Source organism: Rickettsia endosymbiont of Cantharis rufa, assembly GCF_964026445.1.
In the GTDB taxonomy this organism is placed as follows: domain Bacteria; phylum Pseudomonadota; class Alphaproteobacteria; order Rickettsiales; family Rickettsiaceae; genus Rickettsia.
In genome coordinates, this window is record NZ_OZ032150.1 from 1207610 (window position 1) to 1234182 (window position 26573).

Consider the following 26573-nt stretch of genomic DNA (forward strand, 5'->3'; position numbering starts at 1 on the left):
GAGCCTTGACTCCAGGCTTAGAGGCATTATTAATATATTACAGTTAAAAATATCGATTACACTGCTTGCATTGATATCTCTGTTGTTTTGAAATTGAATATCCCGCCTTTACTACTTTTTCTGTGTCGTTATAATATCTACACTTAACATCTATTCTTGATCTACACTTAACATCTATTCTTGCCATAACTCCTTAACTATAATTCTCTCTTATTACTGTTTGAGGATTATAGACTATTCATGCTAAGCTGCAATACGGGGGGCGTGGCCTCTGAGCTCATCTACTTTATTTTCAAATTCGGTATTATAATACTCAGGGATATAACCTTTATTATCTTGAATATTCGTATCAATGTCATGATATCGAAGCAGTACTTCTATTATTTCCCTATTGCCTTTTTCATAAGCATGATGTAGGGGGTTTTACCGTTAATATCTTGCTTGTTTACATCACATTTTCTATGTAAATATATTCTTACATCTGAAATATTACCTTCTGAGGCAGCTGCATGTAAAGGCGGTAATTGCTTAAATTTCTCTATCTTAATTGTTGCTTTATTTTCTAAAAATTCTAAAATATTCCACATAATATGCTATTTTAAGTTATATGCACGCCTTAATAACATATTATATTTAATTAAACAACTATTAATTGAAAATCTGTTTAGTCATTTCATACCAGCAATTTTCAGAAATATTGGATTTATTACTGAAACCACATATAATTAAATGGTCTTTAGCTCTTGTCATTGCAACGTAGAGTAGTCTTACATATTCCTGTAAGTCTTTTAATTTTTCAGCTTCTTTTAGTGTTTGTAAAAATTCTGGGGTATCGGCAGCATTAGCAGAAAAAAACATCCGCCCTCTTGCATAACTTGCTTCTGAAGGTAATTTGTACGTCAATCCGATACTCGCATCCTCACGTACGCCTGTGTATGCTGTGGTGCTGTGTTCCGTGTTTCCTTCAAATTCCTCTTTATTAGCTACGTTATTCAAGGGCTCTGCTTCACCTTTATCATCCCAAATAAATTTATTGCTGCTTACCGGCAAAGTAGTAGAATCGCATAATATAACGATCGGTGCTTCAAGCCCTTTAGAGCCGTGGACGGTCATTACTCTTATTTTGTCCGAATGCTCCATATCACGCTTAACCGTAATGTTGTTATTTTCAAACCAGGCAACAAATCCTTGTAAAGAATTATCTACATCATTCGCATAATTTTTACTTAACTTTAACAACTCATTTATCATATCATCGCTATCATAATCATAAATCTCTCGTAAATTTAAGTTATTCACCACTAAATCAAAGAAGTCTTCGGCAGTTGATATTTTATAAATTTTAATTAGAGAATCTAGCTTACTATATATTTCCTCATGAGAAGAGAGTATACCCCATAAGCTATTATCATTTTTATTTACAAGAAGTTCGTATAATTGTTGCTCGTTCATGCCGATAATCGGTGATTTTAGTAAGCCAGCAAGATTTAAATCATCATCAGGTAATAACACAAATTTAGCTACCGAAATTAAATCCATTATCGTTAGATTTTCTTTAAGGTTAACTCTATCACTTGCCTCAACTTTAAGCTTAGCCTCGCTAAGTTCCTTGATCAGATTATTACTAAATTCATCTCTCTTTCTTACTAATATCATGAAATCTTTTTCGGATATTCTGCTTGCGGAAGAGGGCAAAATTTCTTTGCTTTCTATTTGTTCTTTTATGAAATTTACGATTTTTTCTATGAGTAAATCGGCAGCAGATTTAGAATTTTTATAATCTTCAGGCAATGCCCAAAACAACTCTTCTTGTTTTTCACTCGTTACTAAAGGCCATACCGTTACAGAACCTTGATGTGTACGAAATGAAGATATTAAGGGATTATCCGAAAGGAATAAATTAGGGTAATTGGATTTTATATTTTTCAAAACATGGTGAGTAAATTGTAAAATTTCTGCACATGATCTATATGAATATTCAAGGGTGATATTTTTGAATTTCTTATTAGCACTTATAAGGTTTGTTTTTAGTTGCTCACTTACTAAGCTGAAATTAGCAAGATCGGCGCCCTGAAAACTGAAGATAGATTGTTTATCGTCGCCTACTATAAAGGTACTATTACTTGGCTTATCTGCCGCATTAAATTCTGTTATTAAAGTAGTGATAATATCCCACTGCGGGGGGCTTGTGTCTTGTGCTTCATCAACAAGAATATGATTTATCTCGTTTTCAAGTTTGTGTACTAACCACTCATGCGTAGTTTTATTATTTAATAATTTCTCGGTGTAGTAAATTAAATCGTCGTAATCGAGTAAATTATTTTCTTCTTTATATGAGTCGTATTTTTTTAAGATAATATAAGCAAGTTTAGTAAGTAAGTTCGTATGATATTCTAGCTCCTCTATGCGACGTAGCTCATCCAAGCGGTAAATTTCAGAGGTAATTTTTTTTAACTCTGGCAATAATTTAAAATATTTTCTTATTAATTCTTTCGATAAAAGGCTTTTACGCTTTTTCCCGTCTTTCGTAAAAAAAAGTTCTTTCGGCTCTGTTTCTAAATCATATTCTAGAAATAAGTTTTTTACCTTATCATAAATATTATTTAATTCTCCTAATGCTAATCTTTTATTGTGTATTTCTTCCGGAATAGTTTTATAAGTAAATAACTTTTTGAATTTAATTTTCTGCTCAATTATTTCAGTAAAAATATCTTGAAGAGTTATTTCATGAAAGCGGTTAAGTAAAATTTTAATTAGGTCATTATGCTCATTGCTTAAGTAAATTTCGTTCCTGATATTTAGAAAAATATCTTGCAGCTTGGTTTCTTCAAGAATTTTAAATTCCGGTGTTATGCCTGCTTCTAAAGGAAAAGTTTTAAGAATTTTTTGACAAAAAGCATGAATTGTATAGATATTTAAAGGCTCATTGCTATTTAGTAGTTTATCATATAAAGTTTTTGCGTTTTCTATTTCTAACAATAGTGGTTTATGACCAGTCATTAAGAAGAGCTCTTCTTCTAGTTTCCCTACATCGCAAAGAGAAAGATTTCTAAGTTTGTTATTAATCCTTGCTTGCATCTCTACAGCAGCAGCATTAGTAAAAGTAAGGCATAAAATATTTGTAGGTTCTACGCCTGTTATTAACAAACGTAAAAATCGATCGGTTAGGATTTTGGTTTTACCGGTACCGGCTGAAGCCGATACCCAAACGGAATAATTAGGATCGGATGCTTGTTGTTGTAAATCGCTCATTATTTCTTTTTCTATATTGTGTGGCTCATTTTATGTCGTTCCCGCGAAAGCGAGAATCCATCATAAACGAGATAAATCTGGCTTTTAAAAAGTCTTAAAGCACTGGATTCCCGCTTTCGCGAGAATGATATAGATCGCCTACACAGGAATAACATTACGCCGATAAATCACATATATTACGATTAAGGAAATAGCAAGACCAAACCAAGTTAAAGAGTATTCTAAATGGTCGTTTCTAATAGCTGCTAAATGATTTATGGAAAGAGGTAATAAAATATCTAGATTGCTAATGTCTTTTCCTCCCCTGATAATATAAAAATTCTCTAGATTTAACTCTAAAGTTTCGGATGCAGCTTTTAAATCTAGCGTTAGCCACACATTATTTTTAACGTCATTGGCAGGTAAGTAACTACGAGTTTTTTCAGATGGCATAGTAACGCCGATAATCTCGTGAGGATGCTCGTTTGAAGCTTGGGCAATCATATTTTTATTGCGATTACTAAACCAACCTCGTGCTACTAAAATAATTTGATTTTCTAAAGTTTTAAAGGGAGTCACTAAATAATAGCCGTCTTTTTCACTCGACATTGAACGCCTGCCATATAAATATATGTCTTTATTAGGCAAAAATTGACCGGTAATTTTTACTTTGTGATAAGGTAAACCGTCTTGAATTTCTGCTAAATTAATTGCAGGTGAGGTTAGGTTAGTTTGCATTGAAGCTAAAAATAATCTCTTTTCTTTTAAGCGGCTAAGCTGCCAAAAGCCTAAAGAGATAAGTATTATAAAGGTTATAAGTACAAAGAAATTTGTTAAATTAGTTTTGTTAGTCATGATTATCCAATGTCATTCCCACGAAAGCGGGAATTCAGAAAAAAGATATTAAATACTGCAAATTTTTGAAATTAAAAGCTCGATTTATCTCGCTTTATGCTGGATTCCTGCTTTCGCAGGAATGACATCGAACACTTTTCTCGATCCATGCAAACAACGCTGCCTAGGAATGACATTAATCAAGCCGGTATTAAAATCCTATTTATAAATTCTTTATGTTTTTGCAGCTCTTCTTTAGTAGGTTTAATAACAATAGTAGCTTGCTCTGTTTTGTTATTTACTTGATTAGTTGCTAAGTTATTTATTTCGACAGATTTATCAGTCATTTTAAAAGCAGATTGTCTACCGCCCGTTAGTTCTACATATACTTCTGCAAGCAATGCTGCATCTTTCAAAGCGCCGTGAAGTTGTCTTCCGGAATTATCAACCTTAAACCTTTTACATAAAGCATCAAGACTATATCTTGCTCCAGGAAACATACTTCGAGCCATAACTAGAGTATCGATAGCATTTGACAGTTCTAAAAGTTTGATTCCAGCTCTTTTTAATAATGATAATTCATGATTTAGAAATCTAATATCGAAAGGAGCATTATGAATAATAAGTTTACTATCGGAGATAAACTCTAAGAAATCATCGGCAATAGTATGAAACAACGGCTTATCCTTTAAAAACTCACCGGAAATACCGTGAATTCTATAAGCCTCAAACGGTATGTCTCGCTCAGGATTAATATAAAAATGAAAATGTCTGCCGGTCAATACCTTATTCACCATCTCAATTGCACCGATTTCGACGATTCGGTGACCGCCTTTTGGATCAAGCCCTGTAGTTTCGGTATCTAAAATTATTTCTCTTAAACTTGACATTCCAATTCCTGCATTATTTTTTAAAATCGTTATTGCTGGTGGGGGAATGACATAAGTGCTATACAACAAGCTTATAATTTCCTTGCAATAACAAGAATTAGCTCGGCTATTTGTTTTTCCAAATCTAGCATATCAACACCGCTATTTATAGCAAAATCTGCTTTTGCTATTTTACTCTCTTGTGACAGTTGAATTTCTTTAATTTTGTTATAAATTTCTATATCAAACGAAGATCTCGTTACTGCTCTCTGCATTCTTATTTCTTCACAGCAATGTATTGTTACGACAAAATCAAAATATTTATCAAATTTAGCTTCATAAAGCAGTGGTATTTCGGCAAAACCAAATTTAGAACTAGCGTTTTCTTTTTTAAATAAAATGAGTTTATCTATTAGTAAGGGATAAATAAAATTTTGCAGCTTTTCTCTAGCTAGGTCGTTATTGTAGATTAAATTACTGATTTTTCCAATATTGAAATACTCAAGCTCAGGTAATAATCTTAATATTTGAGTTTGCACGCTCAAATCTTGATATAATTCTTTTATACATCTATCGGCACAAAAAGTTTTATATCCTTTTTCTGCTAAATAATCTAAAATAAAAGTTTTGCCTGATGCATAGCTACCGGTAATACCTATTGCTAACATTTTGTTATAAAAATTTTATGTTCATTAGCGAGTTTTGTAGTTAATTCTTCTTCGACTATAATTACGTTATTTTTCTGAATCGCTACTCCCTTGTAATTATATTTAGCAAGATTTTTTATAGTATTAGGACCAATCGTTGGCATATCTAGTCTATTATCTTGACCTAATTTCGGTATTTTTACCAATACTCCCCCATAAGGATTTTTACGTAAATCTGTACATCTTGCTATTAAATTATCCGTCCCTTCGGCAGCCTCTATACCAAGGATATATCCACTTTCAACTATAACCGATTGTGCGATGTCGAATGAACTTAGATGATTTAATAATTTCGTTCCAAGCTCAATATCATTTTTATCTGAACTCGCAAGGGTGGTATCGGTTATAATACTGGAGTCACATTGTTGATTTTTATATATTTCATTACTTGAAATTACTTTAAAACCGTAGCTTTCAAAAAAATATGCTACTATTTTTAGCAAACTATCATCCCCTCGAATTTTTTGTCCAAGTATTTTGAAAAGCAATAAACCACCTATTTTATCTACGGCTAAATTTTTAAAATTCGGTCTATTAACTCCACCTATAAAAATAATATTTTGTACTTCATTATCCTTGAAATATTTTATAGCTTCCCCGACCATACCGATTTTTAAAACTTTATATTCAAAATTTTTAATTTGATCTATATCGGCTTCGTCTTTAATTGCGGCTATACAACAATTACCGCCTTGCTTTGTATAGTTATCTGCTATTAAGTAAGGTAATGAACCTCTGCCGGCGATAATTCCAAGATTTGGTAGCATAATAAGTTTTTAATTTAGAAGTCTAAACATTTATTATAAGTATATTTTTAATATAAATCCAGAAAACCTTTACATTTTAATCAAATTAAGGCATAATATTTGGTGCTAGTAATAGCTATAGTAATAAACGTAATTTGGAATAGAGGTTGCGGACTCGGGGGCAGTACCCGACGCCTCCACCAATACTCGATGTTGTATTTGTCATCCCCGCGAAGGCGGGGGTCCAGGGTAAAGCGAGATAAATCGAGCTTTCAAATAAAGCTTTAAAGTACTGGATTCCCGCTTTCGCGGGAATGACATAGGAGTCGTACACAAAGGCCTCGTCTACACAGACATAACATCAAAATCTTGGGGGCGAAATAGGATCGACGTGCCTAATAAAAAGATTGCTTTTACTCGGGATGATTCCGCCGATGGCTTTTGTCATATGGGTCAAAACAAAGAAACGCAAACGATAATAATCGTGTAGGTGCAGCTTTAGCAGCTTAACCTTACGCGGCTTGGGGGTTTGCCGGGCAACAGAAAAACCCTCGCGTATACTCGTTTAATTTGAAAAATTAGCGTCGTTGTTTCATATTTTTTGATCCTCACGTACTAATATGCACGCTGCGGTCAAAAATATAAAACACCCTGCTCTTTTTCAAATTAAACTTCGTCTACCTATTTTTATTTATTTTTCTCATATGAATACCGAATATAAAAAATTTGTGAATGAATATATGCTAGAATTTGTGAAAAAAATTCTAGCAAAAATTCAGCATGAAAAATTATATTGGGATCAGTTAATATATATATCATACAGAACCGATAACCCTGCGGTAATTTTACCCTTAAAAGTTAGGCAAGCATATCCAAAACAGATAACAATAGTACTGCAATATCAGTTTGAAAATTTAATAGTAAATGATACGGGCTTTTCTTTAACAGTAAGTTTTGACGGTGTTAAAGAAATAATTTACGTACCTTTTGATGCACTTATAAGTTTTGTTGATTCCAATAATAATTACAGCCTAACTTTTAAGAAGTCGTTAAATATACAAGAAAATCATCAACATGAAGAGGAAATAAGTAATAATGAAAGTTATAAAACTTCATTATCTCCAAATCCAAATGTTATAATGTTAGATAAGTTTCGTAACTCTTCTAAACCCAAACCTAGTTAATGCCCATATATGGATTCAAAAGTAGTTATATATACTGATGGTGCATGTGCGGGTAATCCTGGTCCTGGAGGATGGGGAGCTTTACTTCAATTTAGTGATACTAGTAAAGAAATATTTGGGTATGAGTTAGATACGACTAATAATCGTATGGAAATTATGGCCGCACTTGAAGCATTGAGAATTTTGAAAAAATCTTGTAATGTTGAGATTTATACCGATAGTAAATATTTGCAACAAGGAATTACTGCTTGGATTCATAATTGGATAAAGAATAATTGGTGTAAAAGCAATAATGAACCCGTTAAAAATGCTGATTTATGGCAAAAATTGTACGCAGAATTGAGTAAACATACTATTATTTGGAAATGGGTAAAAGGTCATGCAAATAATAGCGGTAATATTGCTGCCGATAAACTTGCAGCGCAAGGAAAACAAACTGCTATAGAAATTTTAAAATGTCGTGGATAGATAAGTTTTTTATTACTTTTTTTCATAAAAAAGTAGGAGAAGATGAGTTTTTGAATCAATATTATGAAAGCCGTAATATTGATTATTTAGGGCGTCCGAGGAGGTTTGTTATTTATAAAAATGTAAATGAACCTACAAAAATTCCGCCAAGTTGGCATGCTTGGTTACATCATTTAGTAAATGAGATACCAAAAAATATTCAACTTTTTCCATGGCAAAAGAATAATAGAGCAACTAAAACATCATCTAAAATATTAAATCTTAAATATAATAGATGGCAACCGTAACTAAATAACATTAAAAACAATGAAACAGAATATTATTGAAACAATTATCGGCTTTGTAGTGTTAATTATTGCTTTGCTATTTTTGATTTTTGCCTACAAAGCAGGTAGTTCTATAACTAGCTCAAAAGGTTATCAGGTAACTGCTAATTTCCAAAGTGCGGAAGGGATAGCAGTCGGAAGCGACGTAATGATTTCAGGTATAAAAATCGGTACTGTAAAGAAAATTATTTTAGATCCAGATAGCTTTTATGCGAGTGTATATCTAAATATTAATGATGATTTTAAAATACCTAAAGATTCTAAGGCTCAAGTAGTCACCAGTGGATTACTTGGAGGTAAGTATATTTCAATCGTACCAGGTAATGACGATGAAAATTTAGCAGCTAATGAAGAAATAAGATATACTCAATCGGCAATTAATATTGAATCATTAATTAATAAAATAGTTTCTTCATTTGGTAGTAAATAGTATAGTACCGGACATTTTTTAAAAAGATTCCGATGTCATCCTAGCTAAAAGCGCATAGATGTCAACTTAAGGAAATAATACTCGAATGTCATCCCAGGACGAAGTTCCCGGGAGCCAGTTAAAAATACTAAATTTATTAGTATTTTCGGGTCGCACCTCCATTTTACAGATGTGGATATTAAAAGGCTATACGTTCAATAAGAGTTCCGATGACTTTATCATGAATATCCAATGACTTGGAAAAACAAATTGTTTTACGTGTCAGTCTTTTGCATCTTGTTCTAAGATTTAAGTTACCCCGTTCTATCCGTTGAGTATATTTTTTACTAACAATGTGTTTTTTGGGATCTAATAACCTAGCATAACTTCCCTATCCATCTGTAAAGTAAAAAGTAACCTTAAAATCCTCCAGTTTTTTTCAGTAATGATTCTGATGTGCTATCACATCTTGTACCAAAAGTATAAGCAACTACTTTTAACAAAATCTTATCCAAAGAATATCAAAGCCATCTTTGTTTGGATTTATTCTGTACATAAGACCATTGTTCATCTATTTCAGGAGCAATAATTACTTCTATCGTATTGATAGAATGATTTATCTTTTTTAACGCTAGATTTTTTTAAAACACGGATAACCGTATTGATACCCACTTTTAATACTCTTACTGTATCCCTAACTCCAGAGCCATTGATTGACATATCTACTATCTGAGCCTTGACTCCAGGCTTAGAGGCATTATTAATATATTACAGTTAAAAATATCGATTACACTGCTTGCATTGATATCTCTGTTGTTTTGAAATTGAATATCCCGCCTTTACTACTTTTTCTGTGTCGTTATAATATCTACACTTAACATCTATTCTTGATCTACACTTAACATATATTCTTGTCATAACTCCTTAACTATAATTCTCTCTTATTACTGTTTGAGGATTATAGACTATTCATGCTAAGCTGCAATACGGGGGCGCGGCCAATTTTCGCTAAAAATTATTTTGTTAATAGTCCTATATCTTGTATTGAATATAAAGCAGAAGGTTTATCTTGTAGCCAAATAGCAGCTTTAATTGCACCAATGGCAAAAGAATTTTTATTCAGAGCTTCATGTCCTAAAGTTATTATTTCATCATCACCTAAAAAAGATACTTCATGTGTACCATGAATATTCCCGCCACGAAGTGATGAAATACCTACTTCCTCTTTTTTTCTTGGTCTGTTACCGCGATTAAATATTATATCTAATCCTTTTTCGCTGACAATTGTTTCAGCAAGCATAATAGCAGTTCCAGAGGGTGAATCTTTTTTATTACGGTGATGCGTTTCTAGAATTTCAACATCGTAATCATCTAGTATTTTTGTTGCTTCTCTAGCTAAATAGCTGAGCAAATTAGCTCCTATACTCATATTTGCAGAATATAAAATAGGTAAGGTTTGAGCTGCTTTTTCTAAAAGCTTAAAATGTTGGGGCTGAAGACCTGTTGTGCCGATAACTAATTTTGTATTATGTTTTAGTGCATAATTAATTAATTTTTCTAGTATTTCGGGGGTAGAAAAATCGATGATCACATCAGAATTTTTACAAACATTATCTAAATCATCTAAATTATTAATACTATTAAATTTTGCTGAAATATTGCAATTTTTAAATTTATCTATTTTCTCTATAATGGCTTTTCCCATTTTACCGGTAGAACCGCTAAGACCGATATTTATCATATTGGTAATAATATACTCCTAGGCTGTGTGAAGGAAAATTAATTCACCTATATTTCAGCTCTTTTTGGCTGCAAATTACAAGATTTTTTGAAATAGGAACAACTATTACTACAAAAATCTAATTAATTTTCGCTCAAAAATATCTAAAAATATCAATAATTTAATTTTCCTTCACGAAGCCTAATAAATGAACAGTAGTAGACGAAGTTTAATTTGGAAAAGGGTAATCGGTCTATGAGGCGAGGAGCGGAGCGTATACTTTAATATAGTTCGCACCGCAGCTCTTATAATGCGACATACAGCTTATTTCAGAAAGCTAGATACAAGCCGATTTTTCAAATTAAACTAGTATATAATTTATGAAAATATAATAGAGGTTTTAAATCATTTTTAATAGCTGTATTTATTACTTCACCAATAAATATAACATGATCACCGGCATCGTAAGAAGCGTATTTATTACATTCTATATGACAAGTTGCACCGTTTATCAAAGGACAATCGGTTTTATTGCCAAGCTCATAATCAATTTTTGTAAATTTATTAGGTTGTAATTTAGCAAAATGTTTTGAGGTATCAATTTGATTCTCTGCTAAAATACTAACTGCAAACTTATCGCTTTTTTGAAAACTGTTTATACTAAAAGAGTTTTTACTAAGACAAAATAATATTAACGGCGGTTTTAAAGATGCGGAAGTGAAAGAGCTGGCAGTGAAGCCAAAAAGTTCGCCATTGTAATTTGTTGTTATAATAGTCACTCCTTGAGGAAAGCGACTCATAGCATCTTTAAATTGACTTTCTATTATTGTCCCAGCCATTTTTTCATAATTTTGTTAATGGTTTCATCTTTTTTTAATGAATCGATTGCCTCATTAATTTCATTGATTAGTCCTGGGTTTTTAGACATACCTATAGCAAAATCGGATGAAAATTCTTCTAAAATACTGCTTTCTAAATTTGAATTATTTTCTTTTAATTTTTTGCCTTGAAATTCCTCGGAAATAATAGCATCTATGACTCTAGCTTTTAATTCTTCAACTAACATTAAATGATTTGCTAAAGAATGAACTTTAATATTCATTGTCCGTGATAGATCTTGTGCTTTTTTTTCTAAAACACTACCGAGTTGTACTCCTACTATTTTATTATCTAGATCTTTGCTACTTTGTATATTATCGCCTGTTCTATATATTATGGCAAATCTTGCAGTAGCATAGTTATTGGAGAAACTGATATATTCGGCACGCTCCGGTGTTACGGAAAGCTCTGCTACCGCAACATCAATATTTTCGCTAATCAAAGCTGCAAGTAAACCGTTAAAGTCAAAGTTTTTTATGATAAGTTTTTTATTTAGACGTTCGCTTATTGCTTTGATAATATCAATATCAATCCCGACAATCTCTCCGTCTTGAATAAATTCATAGGGAGGATTATCTGCGGCAGTACCGACTATTAAAGTTTTTTCCGTCTCTTTTTTTTCACAAGAAACTAATAAGAAAGATAGTAAAAATATTTTCAGAAATTTCATAAAAATAATGTTTTAAGTTTGAGTATGTCCTCTCGCGAGACATTGTTCTTATTGTATGGCTCTTATGTCATTCCCGTGGAAGCGGGAATCCAGTAAAAAATAATAAGTACAAAGAGAATTATATGAAAATTTAGTATATTATTTGCTTAAAAAGCTGGATTCACGCTTTTAGCTAGTAATGACATAGAAACTATACAGACAATAACACTAAACATCAAGAATCCAACTTCTCTTTTAAAAGCTGATTCACAAGCGTCGGATTAGCCTTACCGCCGGTTTTCTTCATTACCTGCCCTACAAAGAAACCGAATAATTTATCCTTACCGCTTCTATACCCATCCACAGATTCAGGATTTTCAGTCATTACCTCGTCAATTACCGTGTTTAGCACGTTATTATCCGAAACTTGTATCAGTCCTTTTTCCTCTACTATTTTATCCGGTGCTTTACCGGTTTCAAACATAATTTCAAAAACGATTTTTGCAATTTTACCGGAAATAGTATCATTTTCTATTAACTTTACCAGTTTTGCAAAGTTGCTAGGAGTAATTTTACATTCATTTATTCCTATTGATGCTTTATTTAATTGTCCGAACAACTCACTAGTTAGCCAATTAGTAAGCATTTTAGGGTCACATTCATTTGCTGCTTTCTCAAAATACTCAGCAACCGATTCATCGGCTACAATTACTTCGGCGTCATATTTACTTAAGCCAAATTCCTTTATATATTTCTCAATCTTTTGATCAGGTAGCTCGGGTAAGTTTGCTTTTAGTTCGTTTATTAACTCATCAGAGATAACAAGCGGTAATAAATCGGGATCAGGAAAATATCTATAATCAAGCGCTTCTTCTTTTAAACGCATAGTTCTAGTGATGCCGCTATCGGCATTAAACAAGCGTGTTTCTTGAATTATTGTCCCGCCGCTTTCAAGTAAGTCTACTTGTCTTTTAGCTTCAAATTCTATTGCTTTAATTATGTTACGAATTGAGTTAATATTTTTAATTTCGCATCTTGTACCGAGTGGTTTGCCGCTACGTCTTACTGATATATTAGCATCACAACGCATTGACCCTTTTTCCATATCACCGTCACAGCTACCAATATAACGTAGTAAGCTTCTAAGCTTTTTTACAAATTCAGCTGCTTCGTCAGGTGATGATATATCAGGTTCGGTCACAATTTCCATAAGCCCAATGCCGGCACGATTTAAATCGATAAAGCTATAATGCGGGGACTGATCATGCATAGATTTACCCGCATCTTGCTCTAAATGCAAACGGTTAATACGAATAGTTTTAAGGTCACCGGTATCGGTTGGTATTTCCATAATCCCGTTTTGTACTATAGGATAGTAAAATTGTGAAATTTGATAACCTTGCGGTAGATCGGCATAAAAATAATTTTTACGGTCAAATACCGAATATTTATTTATTTTAGCTTTAAGCCCAAGTCCTGTTTTAATTGCTTGGTGTACACAGTGCTTATTTAATACCGGTAACATCCCGGGCATTGCTGCATCAACATAAGAAACCTGCGAATTTGGACTTGCTGCAAATGTAGTACTACTTCCTGAAAAAAGCTTAGATTTTGAGGAAATTTGAGCATGAATTTCAAGCCCTATTACATATTCCCATTTCCCCGTATTACCTTCAATATATGCCATAATTAAAAACCTTTTGGCTTAAATTTAATATGTTTAACACCTGACTCAATTGTCGACGCTACTTTTAAAACATTATATTCATCTAATTGTTTACCTATAATCTGCATTCCAAGAGGTAAACCTCGTGCCGATAAACCGGCAGGAACCGATACACAAGGTAAACCGGCTAGACTTGCAGGAATAGTAAATAAATCGTTTAAATACATGATAGTCAGATCATTTTGTTTTTCACCAATCTTAAATGCTTCAGACGGGGCAGCCGGTAATAAAATAGCGTCAACTTTTGCGAAAGCATTGTTAAAATCGTTTGCAACTAAGCGACGTACTTTCTGAGCTTTCAAATAATACGCATCCATACAACTAGATGATAGCACATATGTTCCAATCATAATACGACGTTTTACCTCCTCCCCAAATCCGGCTGATCTAGTCATTTCATACATTTCGTCAAGCGTCATATTTTCACGTTCTACCCGAGGACCGTATCTAACGCCGTCATATCTAGATAAGTTTGAAGAAGCTTCAGCCGGTGCTATTACGTAATAAACGGCAACACCATATTTAGCATGCGGCAGCGTAATATCTACTATTTCAGCACCGGCATTTTTAAGTAGTTCTATAGTATCTTGCCACATTTTCATAATATCAGGTTCGATAATACCTCCTTCACCAAGGCTAAGAGGTACGCCTATCTTCATATTTTTTACCGAACTTCCGATAGCAGATTGTAGCACTGGAACTTCTGTTTTGATTGAAGTGGAATCTTTTTCGTCAAACCCCATCATTGCTTCAAGCATAATGCTACTGTCTAAAACGCTTCTAGTAAATATCCCTGCTTGATCAAGGGAGCTAGCAAACGATACCATTCCATATCTTGAGCAACGTCCGTAAGTGGGCTTGAACCCAACTAAACCCGTAAAGCTTGCAGGTTGACGTACCGAGCCGCCCGTATCGCTACCAAGAGCAGCGGGTGCCATAAATCCGCTAACTGCCGTCGCTGAACCTCCTGAAGAACCACCTGGAACTAAATCAGCATTATCATCATTTGCTTTCCAGGGGCTAATTACATTTCCAAAACAACTAGTAATATTTGCTGAACCCATAGCAAATTCATCCATATTGGTTTTGCCGAGCATCACACCGCCCTTATCAAAAATATTTTGTGTAACACTTGATTCATAATTAGGTATAAAATTTTTCAGTATATTAGAACATGCCGTAGTTCTAACTCCTTTCGTACAAAAAAGATCTTTAGCGGCAAACGGGATACCTTCAAGAGTTCGCGGCTGGTTTTGAGCATAATTTTGATCAGCTGCTTCAGCCTGTTTTAAAGCTAAATCAAAAGTTTCGGTAACATAAGCATTTAGGTTTTTATGCCTCTCTATTTGTTTAATATGTGCATTAACTAATTCCGTACTTGTAAAATCTTTATTTTTTAAACCTCTTACACTGTCTGCTACTGTTAATTTGTTTAGTTCCGTCATAATTATTCAACAACCTTTGGAGTGATAAAATATTTTACTTCTTTAGCGAGCTGAGCACTATTCCCGCTGACATTATCAAATAATTTATTTGATAAATCAGAACTTGTAACTTCATCTTCTCGCGTTCTAGCATTCATATTAGAAACCGAAGTTAAAGGCTCTATATCTTTGCAATCTATTTCATTTAAAATATCGATCATATCCATAATAGTACTAAGCTGAGTAGAAAATTTTTCTACAGTATCTTCTTCAAATTTTAATCTAGCTAATTTTGCTATTTTCTGCGCTGCTTCTTTTGTAATCATAGTTTTATTATTTTGAGTGGTATAATCTGATGTTATTTCCTTGAAGACTTACGTAGCTCTGATGTCATTATCGCTTGGCATTGTTGCATAGATCAATTCCATCGCTGTCATTCCCGCGAAGGCGGGAATGACATAAACAAGCCGCACAATAACGCCTTCAGTCGCTTAGCTCATGACTATTAGATTCAAACAGTCATTATTTCTTGTTCTTTTTGTTTTATTGCCGAGTCAACTTTACTGCTGTATTCATCAATTAACTTTTGTACTTGTTCAGATAAGTTATGATGCTCATCTTTTGCAATAATATTTTCTTTTTCTAGCTTTTTAAGTTCTTCGTTGCCGTCTCTTCTAATATTACGTAATGAAATTTTAGTATCCTCACCGTATTTATGAGCAAGCTTTACAAGTTCTTTGCGTCTTTCTTCGGTTAAAGCCGGTATCGGTAGTCTGATTAGTTGACCGTCTGATGATGGAGTTAAGCCAAGATTTGCCACCGTAATCGCTTTCTCTACCGATGATACCATAGATTTATCCCAAACCTGCACATTAATTGTCCGTGCGTCAGGTGTTGTAAGAGATGCAACTTGTGAAAGGGGCATTTTACTGCCATAAGCTTCCACAGCTACACTATCAAGTAAATTAACTGAAGCTCTACCGGTACGTAAGCCTTTAAGCTCATGATCTAAAACTTTTAGAGCCTTATCCATCTTTTCTTGTAAATTTTTCTTTAGCGTTTCTGTGTCCATATATTATTCCTCAATTGTCGTATAATCACCTTTATCTTGTATTACTCTGGCAAAATTTCCTTGTTCTTTTATTGAAAATACCCTTATAGGTAATTTATTTTCTCTTGCAGCTGCAATAGCGGCCGTGTCCATGACTTGCAGGTTGTTAGTTATAACATCTTTATAGCTAATAGTGAAATATTTTTTAGCATCCGGATTTTTTTTAGGATCAGAATCATATACGCCGTCAACCTGAGTTGCCTTTAATAAAATATCGCAATTCATTTCGATTGCTCGAAGTACTGCTGCACTATCGGTTGTACAAAACGGGTTACCAGTACCGCCGGCAAAAATTACTACACGCTTTTTTTCCATATGTCTTTTAGCTTTACGGCGAATATAAGGCTCGCAGACACTCATCATAGGAATAGCCGAAAGAACTCTTGTATAGATATCGAGGCTTTCCATAACGTTTTGCAAAGTTAATGCATTAATTACCGTTGCGAGCATACCTATATAATCTGCTGAAGCACGATCCATGCCAACGAGTGCTGCATTAATCCCGCGGTAAATATTTCCACCGCCGACTACAATAGCAACCTCTACACCTAAATCAATGACCTCTTTAATATCTCCGGCAATCTTTTTTATTACCTCATATTCATGCCCAAATTGCTTATCTCCCATTAAAGCTTCCCCTGAAACTTTAAGTAAAACTTTTTTATACTTTAGAGTGTTTATATCTGATATCATTTTCTACTTTAAGTTGTTTTCAATAGCTGCTTAATTTTTTTGATCATTATACCTCTTTGTAGGTCAACAATTGATGATTTATCAAGTGCATGCACTAATAGCATATTATTATTTGTGTCGAGTGTTACCGTGCCAGGTGTTAACGTAATCGAGTTACTATACACTACTTCACCGATTTCTTCTAGTCCTTCTGCGTCAATCCATTCAAAAACCGGCTCTATCTCTATCTTTCTTTGCCAAATTATTTTAATAACCGAGAAAGCTGATTTCCATATTTCTAATAATAACCAAGGAAAATATAATATAAATTTAATTTTAGTGAGCATTAACATTTCCGGTTAATTTGATATTTGAAGTAAAGGGTATCAGCAGCATTATTAATACAAATAATAGCCCTATCATATTAAATATGTTATTTATTGCAATTACAAAAGCATCGTTATTCAGTTTACTTACTAATAACAAGTAGGATGCTTGTTCGGGGTTCAGAACTTTTCCGCTTAATAATTCAGTGTAAGAATCTAGCTGTTCTAATGCCATTATAGAAGTAGATGAGATATTTTCCGATAAATATTGCATAAAGGTTTTAGTATCATTAGTAAGTATAGTGCTGATTGTTGCAAGCCCTACCGCTCCACCTAGATTACGAGTAAGATTATAAAGCCCACTAGCATTACCTACTCTTTCTTTTGGCATATTGCCAAGAGCTATATTATTAGTCGGTATAAAGCAAAACATTAATGAAATCCCTCTAACAAACTGAGGAAGCGCAAATGCAGCAAATTTAGAATCAGGTGTTAGAAAACTATTCAAATGACATCCAAGAGCAAACCCTCCAAGCCCTATAATAAGCATTATACGTAAATCTACTCCTGCCCCCATCATTCTACCAGCTAGTGGTGCAGATAAAAATTGTGCTCCACCCGTCACCATCATAGTAGCCCCGATCTGTAATGTATCATATCCGGCAATGGTAAAGAGAAATAGCGGTAATATATATACTGCCCCATATAATCCGATACCCATAACGAACGAATAAAGACAGCCGAAAGTAAAGTCTTTATAAAGAAATGTTTTTAAATCTAAAATTGGATTAATAAAGGTTAGTTCTCTAATGATTAATAAAATAAAACCTAAAGCTACTGCAATACTTAAGAATAATATTAAATTATCTTCAAGCCATCCTTTTTTGTTTCCTTCTTCTAAAACATATTGTAATAAGCCAAGCGTTAAAGCCATTAATAATATACCGAGAAAATCAAAGTTTTTCAGTAATTTATAATTTGGTTTATCAAAATCCCCGTATAAAAAAACAACGCTGCAAACAAAAATTCCTGGAATAACATTTAGTAGAAACATAAAATGCCATGACAAAATTTCTGTAATATATCCACCGAGTGTAGGTCCTAAAGTAGGTGCAACAGTTACGACAAGCCCAATCAAGATAGTAACGGTAGGACGTTGTGATGCCGGAAAAATTATAAAAACGGTACTAAATACTGTCGGTATCATAGCACCGCCAAAAAATCCCTGTAATGCTCTAAAGATAATCATGGATTCAATATTAGTTGCAAGCGAACATAGTATGCTCATAATCGTAAATCCTAAGGCTGCAATAAAATAAGAAATCTTGGTAGAAAGTAACCTTGCTAAAAAGCCGGTAATAGGAATAATGATAACTTCAGCTATTAAGTAAGATGTCTGAACCCAAGAAAGTTCGTCACTTGAAGCAGCAAGGCCAGAAGCTATTACAGATAATGAGCTAGCGACAATTTGAATATCAAGTACCGACATAAACATCCCGACAACCATACCAAAAAAAGCAAATAATTGCTTTTTAGAAAGAGCAGGCGGTTGTAAATTATCATTTGACATAATTAAATTATACAGTTTAAATTAAATAAAGTTAATAAGTAACATAAAAATATGTGTTTAAAGTAAAAAATTGTTGTACAACTTTTAATCTTTAATTAAACTATTTATTAGGATATAAGTAGACAAGACCTAATATATGGTAATCATTTTATTTATATTTAGCAAATAATAAATATCTGATTGATTTATTAAAAAATATTTACTATAGTATTAACATTTATTAACTATAACTGATTTATCAATATGCAAAATCCAGCACAAAAAGTTATATCTTTTTCAGAGCATAAATCTGATATAGAACGCATAAAGAAATCAATAGAGGAGGGGTGGGCGATAGTAAAGCTAGTACCTGATAAAGACCGTTTTATAGGGCTTTTAGAAAAGATTTCACATGCTGAAGATGAAACAATCTATATTCCTCCAAGAAAAAAGATAATAGTTAATTAATTTTTCTTTAGTTCTCAACTATTAGAGTCTATTAGATTTTAATTGAATGGCGAATTATTACATAACCCACTATTTGCGCTAGTTAGGTGATTTTTTCAAAGAAAGGAAGATAAGCTAATTCAAAACTTTAGAAATCGGTACTAAAAATGTTTCCCCCTCACATTCTATTAAAAATATACATTACAGCAAAAATTCTTGCGGTTTTACATAAAATATATTATAATAAACTTGTTAATTGAATATTAAGGAAAAATTATGTCTTATTATTATCAAATTTTAAAAATATTTCGACCATGTAATATAATAATAAATAGATTAAAACAATGTCCGTCTCACAACTTATCTGTCTTATAAATTCTTTAAAAAATTTATCATCTAATATCAGCCTTGTTGCGGCTAATCTAATATTCATTCCTATACTACTCCCCACTATCTCATATTACTATTCCCTAATTTCTTACTATCGATATTAATTCTAAGTTTAAATCATCTAATAATTAACTAATTCTTTTTTGTCTAATACTTGTTTGTTATTAACCTATTGTTAGTTTTTGTATTTGTATTTAAAGAAAATAATTAACAATTTATTCTGAGGAAATAATGTCATCTTTATTATTAAACCATCCCATGGTATGTCATGAGCAATGGGAAAATTTTACTTCAATAGATCACAAGATTTGGAGCATATTATTTGGAAGGCATACTAAGCTATTAAAAAACAGAGCTGCAAATGAAATAATAGAGGGAATAGAAAAATTGCAAATTTGTAATAATCAAATACCTAAATTTTCAGAACTTAATAGGATATTAATGAAAGAAACTAATTTTTCTATAATACCGGTAAAAGGTTTTATTCCCGAAGATTTATTTTTTAGATTTTTAGCAGAGCGTAAATTTCCCTCTACTTGCTTTATTCGCAAATCGCATCAGCTTGATTATTTGGAAAAACCTGATATATTTCATGATGTTTTTGGTCATGTACCGCTACTTGTAAATCCTATATTTGCAGATTTTATGCAGCAATTTGGATTAAGAGGTTTAGAAGCGATTGAAGCAAATATGCTTGAATATGCGGCGGCATTATATTGGTTTACTGTTGAGTTTGGACTAATGCAATCAAATAATGGATTACGTATATATGGAGCCGGTATTATTTCATCAAAAGGCGAATCAATTTACTCTTTGGATTCGGAAATTCCTGTGCGCTTGGAATTTAATTTAGAAAAAGCAATAAAAACACATTATGATATAGATTCCTTTCAGAAAACATACTTTGTAATAAAAAGTTTTCAGGAATTATTTGATGTGCTAAATCATCTCAATTGGGAAGAAGTACGCAGCAGATTAACAAATTAAAAATTAGGTTTATTATGACAACAATATGTTCGTTAAGCGAAAAAAAATGTATTCCGTGTGAGGGTGGGGTTCCGCCGCTTGAGAAAAAAGAAATTGATAAGTTACTAGCGGAGCTACAGAATGATTGGCAAGTAGATGAATTGGGGCATCTTTATAGAAAATATAAATTTCCTAATTTTATAAAAGCTATGAAATTTGCAAATAAAATAGCTGAAACTGCCGAGAAGGAAGCTCATCATCCGGATTTAACTATATCTTGGGGCGCATGTGGTGTAGAAATATGGACTCATAAAATTAACGGTCTTACGGAAAGTGACTTTATATTAGCAGCAAAGATAGATGCAACATATCAAACTTTACTTACTTACTAACAGACCCTTATAAATTTGTATTTAGAAAATGGTGCCAATGCGGGGATTTGAACCCCAGACCTACGCATTACGAATGCGTCGCTCTACCAGCTGAGCTACATCGGCTGAAATGTAGTTATGCTATTTGGGATATGTCATTCCTGTGAGGTATTGTTGCGTGGACCGGTTTTCCGTCATTGCGAGGAGAATTGCGTAGTAATTAGACAAAGCAATCCAGCAAAAAATTTTGTAAATCAAAATTTTTAATTATTTTTTGGATTGCCACGTCGCTTTGCTTCTCGCAATGACAATTTGGCATCCATGCAACAACGCAGACAAGTCACAAGGTGACAATGAAGCGTCTTTATAAATGCGTCGAAAACCTTAAATGGAAATGCTGCGTATCGTCATATTTCTTCTTCTTAACCGGGAAGCCCCAATCCATTCTGATCGGTGCAAAACGTGTTACCCAAATAAAGCCAAAACCAATAGAAGCTCTAAGCGATTTATCATTGTAAAAGCCGTTTGGAGTTTGATATTGTTTCTTATTTAAACCTACTCCCCATACACTTCCTAAATCCATAAAGACCGCACCCGTTAAATTAAACTCTTCAGGTACAGGAGTTGGGAAATTAAGCTCTGTTGAAAATGTATAATATCGCTCCCCACCAAGTCCTTCATTAGTGACCTTTTCTCGAGGTCCAACTCCACCGCTTGCAAAGCCTCTTAAACTATAATCACCTAAATTAAAACGATCGGAAATTCTAATAATTTTTCCGCCAAGGCCTGCAATATCACCACCGGAAGCGGATAAGTTTAAAATAAGTTTGTTATGTATGAAAGATTTATAATATTTACCTTCAACTTCATGTTTTATATATTTGTTATCACCTCCGACACCGGCGAATTCTTGGGTGCCACTTACTAAATAACCGTTCTTTGGTACAATTCTGTTATCCCTTTGATCATAGGTAATAGTATGTCCTATAGCAGAAGTAATGAATTTTCCCATTTGCTCATTTAAGAATATTGAACTTGATGGAGATGGTGCACTTAAAATATCACGTTTGATTAAATAATCTATTTCGTGATCTAAATCCTCTTTAATTTCATAACCAAGAGAAGTTTTTACTCCTATAGAGTGTAACTTATAGCTTTGATCGGTCGTATTTAATACACTAGCACCGCGTCCAGTATAGTTTCTAAATGTATTTACACCAAGTGATAAATCACGATCTAAAAAGTGAGGCTCAGTGATACCGCCGTAATAGCTTGTACTGTTTTTACTTACTTGTACACCGGCATTAAGCAGTTTACTGGTACCGACTAAATTGCGCTCTAGGAAAGAGAAACGTCCAAATAGGCCGCCGGCAGTATTATATCCTAAATCAAAGCCTATAGAAGAAGTAGATTTTTCATCAACTTCAACATTGACGTCATATTTATCTTTTGCTTTAGTCGGAGCTAAGCTAATTGCTACTTTCTCAAAATAATCTAAATTTCTAAGATTACGCTCACCTTTTTCAATATATGAACGGTTAATTATGTCACCTTCTTCTGTTTTAAACTCCCTTCTTATAACATGATCTTCAGTTTTAAGGTTATTAATAATATTAATTTTATTAATATAAACTCTATCGGCTTTCTCAATAATAAATTTAATATCTGCAGTATGATTAGCATTTTTCATTATATCCGGATAAACATTTACTGCAGGGTAACCGTTTGCTGTAAAATATTCTCCGATTTTTTTAGCTATATCATCAATCGTTTTCATATTGAAAACCTTGTCTTGTCTGATATTAACAATTTTATTAAGCGGTGTTATATTTATATTAGTTAATTTATTGTCTATCGTAACATTACCGAAGCTATATTTTTCTCCCTCTTCAATAGAATATGTAAGGGTGAAATATTCTTTAGTATTATTGAGCTCTACCGATGCCGAAATTACTCTAAAATCTGCAAAACCTACGGATTGATAAAATTCTCTTAGTAATTCTTTATCATACTCCACTCTATCAGGATCGTAAGTATCGTTACTTTCTAAAAAACGAAACCAACGAGATTCTTTAGTTAAAACAATAGATTTGAGTTCTGAATCGCTATAATTTTCATTACCGCTAAAATAAATATATTTAATACCGGTTTTCGGTCCTTCTGCGATATCAAAAATAACCTTAACTCTGTTATTTTCTAAATTCTCAATTTTAGGTGTTACCGTAGTAGAAAAACGTCCGCTACGTTTATAAATTTCTAATATTTTCTTTACATCTAATTCCATTTTAGCCTGGCTAAGAGATTCGCCAGACATTGTATAAATTTCTTTAGCGAGCATATTAGTTTTGATTTTAGAATTACCGCTAAATACTACGCTACTTATAAAAGGCGTTTCAGTAACGCCCACTATTAAATTACCGTCATTTGTTATATACATATTTATATTTCTAAAAAGCGAGGTGGCATATAAACGTTTTATTGCCTCATCTTCTTTAGAACTATTATAAGTTTCTCCTACTTTAAGCTTTAAATAGCTTTCAACAGTAGAACGTTCAACCCTATGGTTACCTTCGATAGTTATTTTACGAATTACAGAGTCAGCTAATGAAATATGATAATAAAAAATTGTTAATAATAAAATTGTTAACTTATTAATTGATTTGATTTTCACTTAAAACCTTCTTTAAGATTTAATTTAGATTTCTAATGTTTAAATACGAAGTCATCCCGTGGCCTGACCGCGGTATCCAAAAAAAACAATACTAATAATCTTGATATTTCTAACTGGATCCCGTGGTCAAGCCACGGAATGACAGATGCATTTAAACATAATTAATGTACTCCACTATAGTGGATAATATTAGTCAGAGCAAGTAAATCTATTATAATACCGCTAAGAAAATAAATTTTGTATATCGTTGGAAACAGAGATTATAATAAGGAAAATTATTATTGCCGCTCCTAATTGTAACAAAATATTTTTAGTTTTAGGATTCGGTAATTTACCGGTAATTGCTTCATAGAGTATAAATACTAAATATCCTCCGTCAAGGACCGGTATAGGTAGTAAGTTAAGTAACCCTAAATTAACAGAAAGCATTGCTATAAATAGCAGATACATTTCAACCCCCTTCGCTATAGATTTTCCCGATTCTTTAGCAATAGCTACCGGCCCTCCTATCTCATCAAGCGAACGTTTTCCTATAATCATTTGCGATATTGCTTTTAGGGTTAAAGCTGACATATCTGTAGTAGCATTAATAGCTTCCCAAAATCCTTCTAAAATTCCTATTTTTGTATGAATAAATTCATTTTTAGCTACAATACCAATACGGGGGGTTTTCTTAACTTTCTTTTCTTCAGGATGCGATATAATTATTTCTTCAGGCATTATATTAACGGTAAATTCCTCGCTTTTTCTTTCTATAGTTAAAGTAGAAGAACTAAAGCCGCTAATTAATATTTCTTGTTGTACATCACTAAAATTTTTAACCGATTTATTATTGGCCTTAATAATTTTATCTCCTTCTCGTAATCCTGCTCTCTCTGCCGGTGACGAAGCTATTACCTCGCCTATTATAGGAGGAATCTCCGTTTTTCCAAAGCAGCAATAAAAACCTGCAAATATTATTATGGCAAGTAAGTAATTAATTAACGGCCCTGCCGCAACTATTAAAAAACGTTCTAAACAAGATTTAGTATAAAAAGCTACTTTTTCGTTAACTTCTTTAGTCTTACCCATAAGGCTACAATCATATCCGTAAATCTTGACATAGCCGCCAAGCGGTACAAGGCAAATCTTCCATCTAACTCCTTTTCTGTCGGTAATACCTATCAGTTCTTTACCAAAACCTATTGAAAATTCTTCAATTTTTACATTAAAATATCTAGCGACGCAGTAATGCCCAAGTTCATGGATAAACACTAAGATACTAATGGTTATAATAAATCCGATTATAGGTAGCATAAAATTTTTATTAATTTACAAGTATATTTGTATACAAGTTTATGAGTATACAAGTAAGTAGTTTTAAAGTATAATTTAGTAATCTTAAACTTTTTTTCTGTATTATGAGTTCAAATAAAATTAATAAAAAGTCGATTGCACGTATTGCAGCAGTGCAGGCTATTTATCAAAACATATTGCAAAATAACGAGGATATGGATGATATCATGCAAAATGTACTTTCTTTTTATCAAAATGATAGTTCTATAACAAATTTACCGGACAATTTAAAAATATCATTAAGTATAAGTCATTTTAAAATGCTGGTAAAGTCAGTATTTGAAAATATTAATAAACTAGATGAAATTATTGACAATCATCTAACAAATGATAAAGATCCTGCGCATATGCCGATCTTACTCCGAGCTTTATTGCGTGTTAGTATATGTGAGCTATTATTTTGTCCTACTACGCCGGCTAAAGTAGTAATCAATGAATATACAGATATAGCAAATGATATGTTAAATGAGCATGAAATTGGTTTTGTTAATTCGGTATTAGACAAAATAGCACAAGAGCATACCCGTTTAATTTGAAAAATTAGCTACGTCATCATACAAGAACGGGGGTACTCACATATTATTATACGCTCCGTTCCTCGTTTTGTGGATTTCTTGCTCTTTTCCAAATTAAACTTCGTCTACTTATTCTTCATTTATTTATAAGATTTTATGACAAATAATTTAAGTGGTTATAGAAATAAATTCGTTAGGGTGAAGACTTCTAAAAAGCGTACCGTCTCCTCTAATAACTGGCTAAAACGCCAATTAAACGATCCGTATGTTGCAAAAGCACGCATTGAAGGCTTTAGATCAAGAGCTGCATATAAACTACTTGAAATTCATGAGAAATTTAAACTTTTCACTCCTAATATGAAAATTGTTGATCTAGGAGCAGCTCCTGGTGGATGGAGTCAGGTAGCGTCTAAGCTTATTAAAGCTTCGGATAATAGCCTAAATAATAAAATAATCTCTATCGATTTATTAGAAATCGAACCTATTGTCGGAGTTGAGTTTTTTCAAAAAGACTTTTTTGAAAAAGATGCGGAAGAATTAATTATTCAGACTTTAGACGGTAAAGCTGATATAGTAATGAGTGATATGGCATCAAATACTATAGGACATAAAACTACCGACCATATAAGAACCTTACTTTTATGCGAGCAAGCTTTTGAGTTTGCTGTAAAAGCGCTAAAACCCTCCGGTCATTTTATTGCTAAAATCTTTCGTGGCGGTGCAGAAAACGAATTATTAAATAAAGTGAAGCGTGAATTTAGAACGGTGAAACATTTTAAACCTTCATCCAGCCGTAGCGAATCTACGGAAATCTATTTAGTTGCTCTAAATAAGAAATAGTAGACTTTTTGCATAACTTGCTTCTAAGGGTAATTTGTGCGTCGTTCGGGTACTCGCATCTGCACGAACTAAAGTGTACGCTGCGGCGACAAGCGTTTCCGCGTCCCCTTCAAATTTCTCCTTATTAGCCACGCTATGCAAGAAGTCTAATGAATATGGAAGGTGAGAGGTGATTTTTGCCTATCAAATTTACTATATATATTATTTT

Annotated in this window: 32 protein-coding genes, 1 tRNA gene, 1 other RNA gene and 1 pseudogene; 11 read left to right on the forward strand and 24 right to left on the reverse strand. The window is 32.9% G+C overall.

Translation table 11 applies throughout. The features are described 5' to 3' along the window. Positions 1-243: 243 nt before the first annotated feature. The 7 genes from AAGD46_RS09640 to AAGD46_RS06925 all read right to left on the reverse strand — a co-directional run bounded on the left by AAGD46_RS09640 (position 244) and on the right by AAGD46_RS06925 (position 6408). The gene (locus AAGD46_RS09640) at positions 244-384 is read right to left on the reverse strand and encodes a hypothetical protein (RefSeq protein ID WP_410525989.1); all 141 of its coding nucleotides are present in this window, start codon (positions 382-384) and stop codon (positions 244-246) included. Beyond that, on the reverse strand, positions 381-587 hold the full coding sequence (locus AAGD46_RS06900) for an ankyrin repeat domain-containing protein (RefSeq protein ID WP_341787061.1): 207 nt from the start codon (positions 585-587) through the stop codon (positions 381-383). The genes AAGD46_RS09640 and AAGD46_RS06900 overlap by 4 nt, the downstream gene beginning before the upstream one ends. 61 nt (positions 588-648) lie before the next feature. Next, on the reverse strand, positions 649-3252 hold the full coding sequence (locus tag AAGD46_RS06905; protein ID WP_341787062.1) for a UvrD-helicase domain-containing protein: 2604 nt from the start codon (positions 3250-3252) through the stop codon (positions 649-651). A gap of 138 nt (positions 3253-3390) precedes the next feature. Then, on the reverse strand, positions 3391-4086 hold the full coding sequence (locus AAGD46_RS06910; RefSeq protein ID WP_341787063.1) for an SURF1 family protein: 696 nt from the start codon (positions 4084-4086) through the stop codon (positions 3391-3393). A 179-nt stretch (positions 4087-4265) separates the two neighbouring features. After that, positions 4266-4955, reverse strand: coding sequence for a DNA polymerase III subunit epsilon (dnaQ, locus tag AAGD46_RS06915; protein ID WP_341787064.1), 690 nt, complete (start codon positions 4953-4955; stop codon positions 4266-4268). A gap of 71 nt (positions 4956-5026) precedes the next feature. Beyond that, the gene (gene coaE, locus AAGD46_RS06920; RefSeq protein WP_341787065.1) at positions 5027-5602 is read right to left on the reverse strand and encodes a dephospho-CoA kinase; all 576 of its coding nucleotides are present in this window, start codon (positions 5600-5602) and stop codon (positions 5027-5029) included. Next, entirely contained in the window at positions 5596-6408 is an 813-nt protein-coding gene (locus AAGD46_RS06925; RefSeq protein WP_341787067.1) for an LpxI family protein, read from the reverse strand. The genes coaE and AAGD46_RS06925 overlap by 7 nt, the downstream gene beginning before the upstream one ends. Positions 6409-6472: 64 nt before the next feature. On the opposite strand from AAGD46_RS06925, the gene ssrA reads away from it, so the two are divergent. The 6 genes from ssrA (at position 6473) to AAGD46_RS06955 (ending at position 9030) form a co-directional block, all read left to right on the forward strand. Beyond that, positions 6473-6942, forward strand: a transfer-messenger RNA (tmRNA) gene (gene ssrA / locus AAGD46_RS06930). 149 nt (positions 6943-7091) lie between these two features. After that, positions 7092-7571, forward strand: a complete 480-nt coding sequence (locus tag AAGD46_RS06935) for an SspB family protein (RefSeq protein ID WP_341787068.1) — start codon at positions 7092-7094, stop codon at positions 7569-7571. 9 nt (positions 7572-7580) lie between these two features. Then, positions 7581-8039 (forward strand): ribonuclease HI, encoded by a 459-nt coding sequence (rnhA, locus tag AAGD46_RS06940; protein WP_341787069.1) that lies wholly within the window; start codon positions 7581-7583, stop codon positions 8037-8039. After that, positions 8027-8326 (forward strand): NADH-ubiquinone oxidoreductase subunit NDUFA12 family protein, encoded by a 300-nt coding sequence (locus AAGD46_RS06945; protein ID WP_341787070.1) that lies wholly within the window; start codon positions 8027-8029, stop codon positions 8324-8326. The genes rnhA and AAGD46_RS06945 overlap by 13 nt, the downstream gene beginning before the upstream one ends. Before the next feature lie 19 nt (positions 8327-8345). Further along, entirely contained in the window at positions 8346-8795 is a 450-nt protein-coding gene (gene mlaD, locus AAGD46_RS06950; protein WP_341787071.1) for an outer membrane lipid asymmetry maintenance protein MlaD, read from the forward strand. An 85-nt stretch (positions 8796-8880) separates the two neighbouring features. Further along, on the forward strand, positions 8881-9030 hold the full coding sequence (locus tag AAGD46_RS06955) for a hypothetical protein (RefSeq protein ID WP_341787072.1): 150 nt from the start codon (positions 8881-8883) through the stop codon (positions 9028-9030). On the opposite strand, the gene AAGD46_RS09645 is transcribed toward AAGD46_RS06955, so the two are convergent. The 13 genes from AAGD46_RS09645 to AAGD46_RS07010 form a co-directional block, all read right to left on the reverse strand. After that, positions 8974-9129: an IS1 family transposase gene (locus AAGD46_RS09645; RefSeq protein ID WP_410525951.1), complete on the reverse strand. Its 156-nt coding sequence runs from the start codon at positions 9127-9129 to the stop codon at positions 8974-8976. The genes AAGD46_RS06955 and AAGD46_RS09645 overlap by 57 nt on opposite strands. Positions 9130-9295: 166 nt before the next feature. Further along, positions 9296-9394: an IS1 family transposase gene (locus AAGD46_RS09650; protein ID WP_410525956.1), complete on the reverse strand. Its 99-nt coding sequence runs from the start codon at positions 9392-9394 to the stop codon at positions 9296-9298. Beyond that, entirely contained in the window at positions 9351-9494 is a 144-nt protein-coding gene (locus AAGD46_RS09655; RefSeq protein ID WP_341786690.1) for an IS1-like element transposase, read from the reverse strand. Before AAGD46_RS09655 ends, AAGD46_RS09650 begins: the two co-directional genes overlap by 44 nt. 295 nt (positions 9495-9789) lie before the next feature. Continuing rightward, the gene (gene dapB, locus AAGD46_RS06965; RefSeq protein ID WP_341787073.1) at positions 9790-10515 is read right to left on the reverse strand and encodes a 4-hydroxy-tetrahydrodipicolinate reductase; all 726 of its coding nucleotides are present in this window, start codon (positions 10513-10515) and stop codon (positions 9790-9792) included. 335 nt (positions 10516-10850) lie between these two features. Continuing rightward, on the reverse strand, positions 10851-11333 hold the full coding sequence (locus AAGD46_RS06970; protein ID WP_341787074.1) for a flavin reductase family protein: 483 nt from the start codon (positions 11331-11333) through the stop codon (positions 10851-10853). Next, entirely contained in the window at positions 11318-12043 is a 726-nt protein-coding gene (locus AAGD46_RS06975) for an ABC transporter substrate-binding protein (protein WP_341787075.1), read from the reverse strand. The genes AAGD46_RS06970 and AAGD46_RS06975 overlap by 16 nt, the downstream gene beginning before the upstream one ends. 214 nt (positions 12044-12257) lie before the next feature. Then, complete coding sequence (gene gatB / locus AAGD46_RS06980; protein ID WP_341787076.1) at positions 12258-13709, reverse strand: Asp-tRNA(Asn)/Glu-tRNA(Gln) amidotransferase subunit GatB; 1452 nt, start codon at positions 13707-13709, stop codon at positions 12258-12260. A gap of 2 nt (positions 13710-13711) precedes the next feature. Continuing rightward, entirely contained in the window at positions 13712-15193 is a 1482-nt protein-coding gene (gene gatA, locus AAGD46_RS06985) for an Asp-tRNA(Asn)/Glu-tRNA(Gln) amidotransferase subunit GatA (RefSeq protein WP_341787077.1), read from the reverse strand. A gap of 2 nt (positions 15194-15195) precedes the next feature. Next, on the reverse strand, positions 15196-15498 hold the full coding sequence (gene gatC, locus AAGD46_RS06990; RefSeq protein ID WP_341787078.1) for an Asp-tRNA(Asn)/Glu-tRNA(Gln) amidotransferase subunit GatC: 303 nt from the start codon (positions 15496-15498) through the stop codon (positions 15196-15198). A 185-nt stretch (positions 15499-15683) separates the two neighbouring features. Beyond that, positions 15684-16244 (reverse strand): ribosome recycling factor, encoded by a 561-nt coding sequence (gene frr, locus AAGD46_RS06995; RefSeq protein WP_341787079.1) that lies wholly within the window; start codon positions 16242-16244, stop codon positions 15684-15686. Positions 16245-16247: 3 nt separating this feature from the next. After that, a complete protein-coding gene (gene pyrH / locus AAGD46_RS07000; protein WP_341787080.1) occupies positions 16248-16976 on the reverse strand; it encodes a UMP kinase in 729 nt (242 codons plus the stop codon). An 8-nt stretch (positions 16977-16984) separates the two neighbouring features. Beyond that, positions 16985-17308 (reverse strand): monovalent cation/H+ antiporter subunit E, encoded by a 324-nt coding sequence (locus tag AAGD46_RS07005; protein WP_341787081.1) that lies wholly within the window; start codon positions 17306-17308, stop codon positions 16985-16987. After that, positions 17292-18851 (reverse strand): DHA2 family efflux MFS transporter permease subunit, encoded by a 1560-nt coding sequence (locus tag AAGD46_RS07010; protein ID WP_341787082.1) that lies wholly within the window; start codon positions 18849-18851, stop codon positions 17292-17294. Before AAGD46_RS07010 ends, AAGD46_RS07005 begins: the two co-directional genes overlap by 17 nt. A gap of 243 nt (positions 18852-19094) precedes the next feature. On the opposite strand from AAGD46_RS07010, the gene AAGD46_RS07015 reads away from it, so the two are divergent. From AAGD46_RS07015 to AAGD46_RS07025, 3 genes are all read left to right on the forward strand, one after another. Further along, the gene (locus AAGD46_RS07015; RefSeq protein WP_341787083.1) at positions 19095-19298 is read left to right on the forward strand and encodes a DUF2674 domain-containing protein; all 204 of its coding nucleotides are present in this window, start codon (positions 19095-19097) and stop codon (positions 19296-19298) included. A gap of 600 nt (positions 19299-19898) precedes the next feature. Next, complete coding sequence (locus tag AAGD46_RS07020) at positions 19899-20654, forward strand: phenylalanine 4-monooxygenase (protein ID WP_341787085.1); 756 nt, start codon at positions 19899-19901, stop codon at positions 20652-20654. 14 nt (positions 20655-20668) lie between these two features. Then, positions 20669-21025 carry a 4a-hydroxytetrahydrobiopterin dehydratase gene (locus AAGD46_RS07025; RefSeq protein ID WP_341787086.1) on the forward strand — a complete coding sequence of 119 codons (357 nt, stop codon included), beginning with the start codon at positions 20669-20671 and terminating at the stop codon, positions 21023-21025. Positions 21026-21054: 29 nt separating this feature from the next. Here the strand turns inward: AAGD46_RS07025 and AAGD46_RS07030 are convergent. The 3 genes from AAGD46_RS07030 to rseP form a co-directional block, all read right to left on the reverse strand. Next, positions 21055-21130, reverse strand: a tRNA-Thr gene (locus tag AAGD46_RS07030). Between the two features lie 238 nt (positions 21131-21368). Next, complete coding sequence (gene bamA / locus AAGD46_RS07035; protein WP_341787087.1) at positions 21369-23675, reverse strand: outer membrane protein assembly factor BamA; 2307 nt, start codon at positions 23673-23675, stop codon at positions 21369-21371. 222 nt (positions 23676-23897) lie between these two features. After that, positions 23898-24971 carry an RIP metalloprotease RseP gene (gene rseP / locus AAGD46_RS07040; protein WP_341787088.1) on the reverse strand — a complete coding sequence of 358 codons (1074 nt, stop codon included), beginning with the start codon at positions 24969-24971 and terminating at the stop codon, positions 23898-23900. 104 nt (positions 24972-25075) lie between these two features. On the opposite strand from rseP, the gene nusB reads away from it, so the two are divergent. Then, positions 25076-25546, forward strand: a complete 471-nt coding sequence (gene nusB, locus AAGD46_RS07045) for a transcription antitermination factor NusB (RefSeq protein WP_341787089.1) — start codon at positions 25076-25078, stop codon at positions 25544-25546. 135 nt (positions 25547-25681) lie between these two features. Next, on the forward strand, positions 25682-26365 hold the full coding sequence (locus AAGD46_RS07055) for an RlmE family RNA methyltransferase (protein WP_341787090.1): 684 nt from the start codon (positions 25682-25684) through the stop codon (positions 26363-26365). On the opposite strand, the pseudogene AAGD46_RS07060 reads toward AAGD46_RS07055, so the two are convergent. Continuing rightward, positions 26363-26539: pseudogene (locus tag AAGD46_RS07060) on the reverse strand (palindromic element RPE1 domain-containing protein); the annotation flags it as partial. The gene AAGD46_RS07055 and the pseudogene AAGD46_RS07060 sit on opposite strands and share 3 nt — an antisense overlap. Positions 26540-26573: the final 34 nt, after the last annotated feature.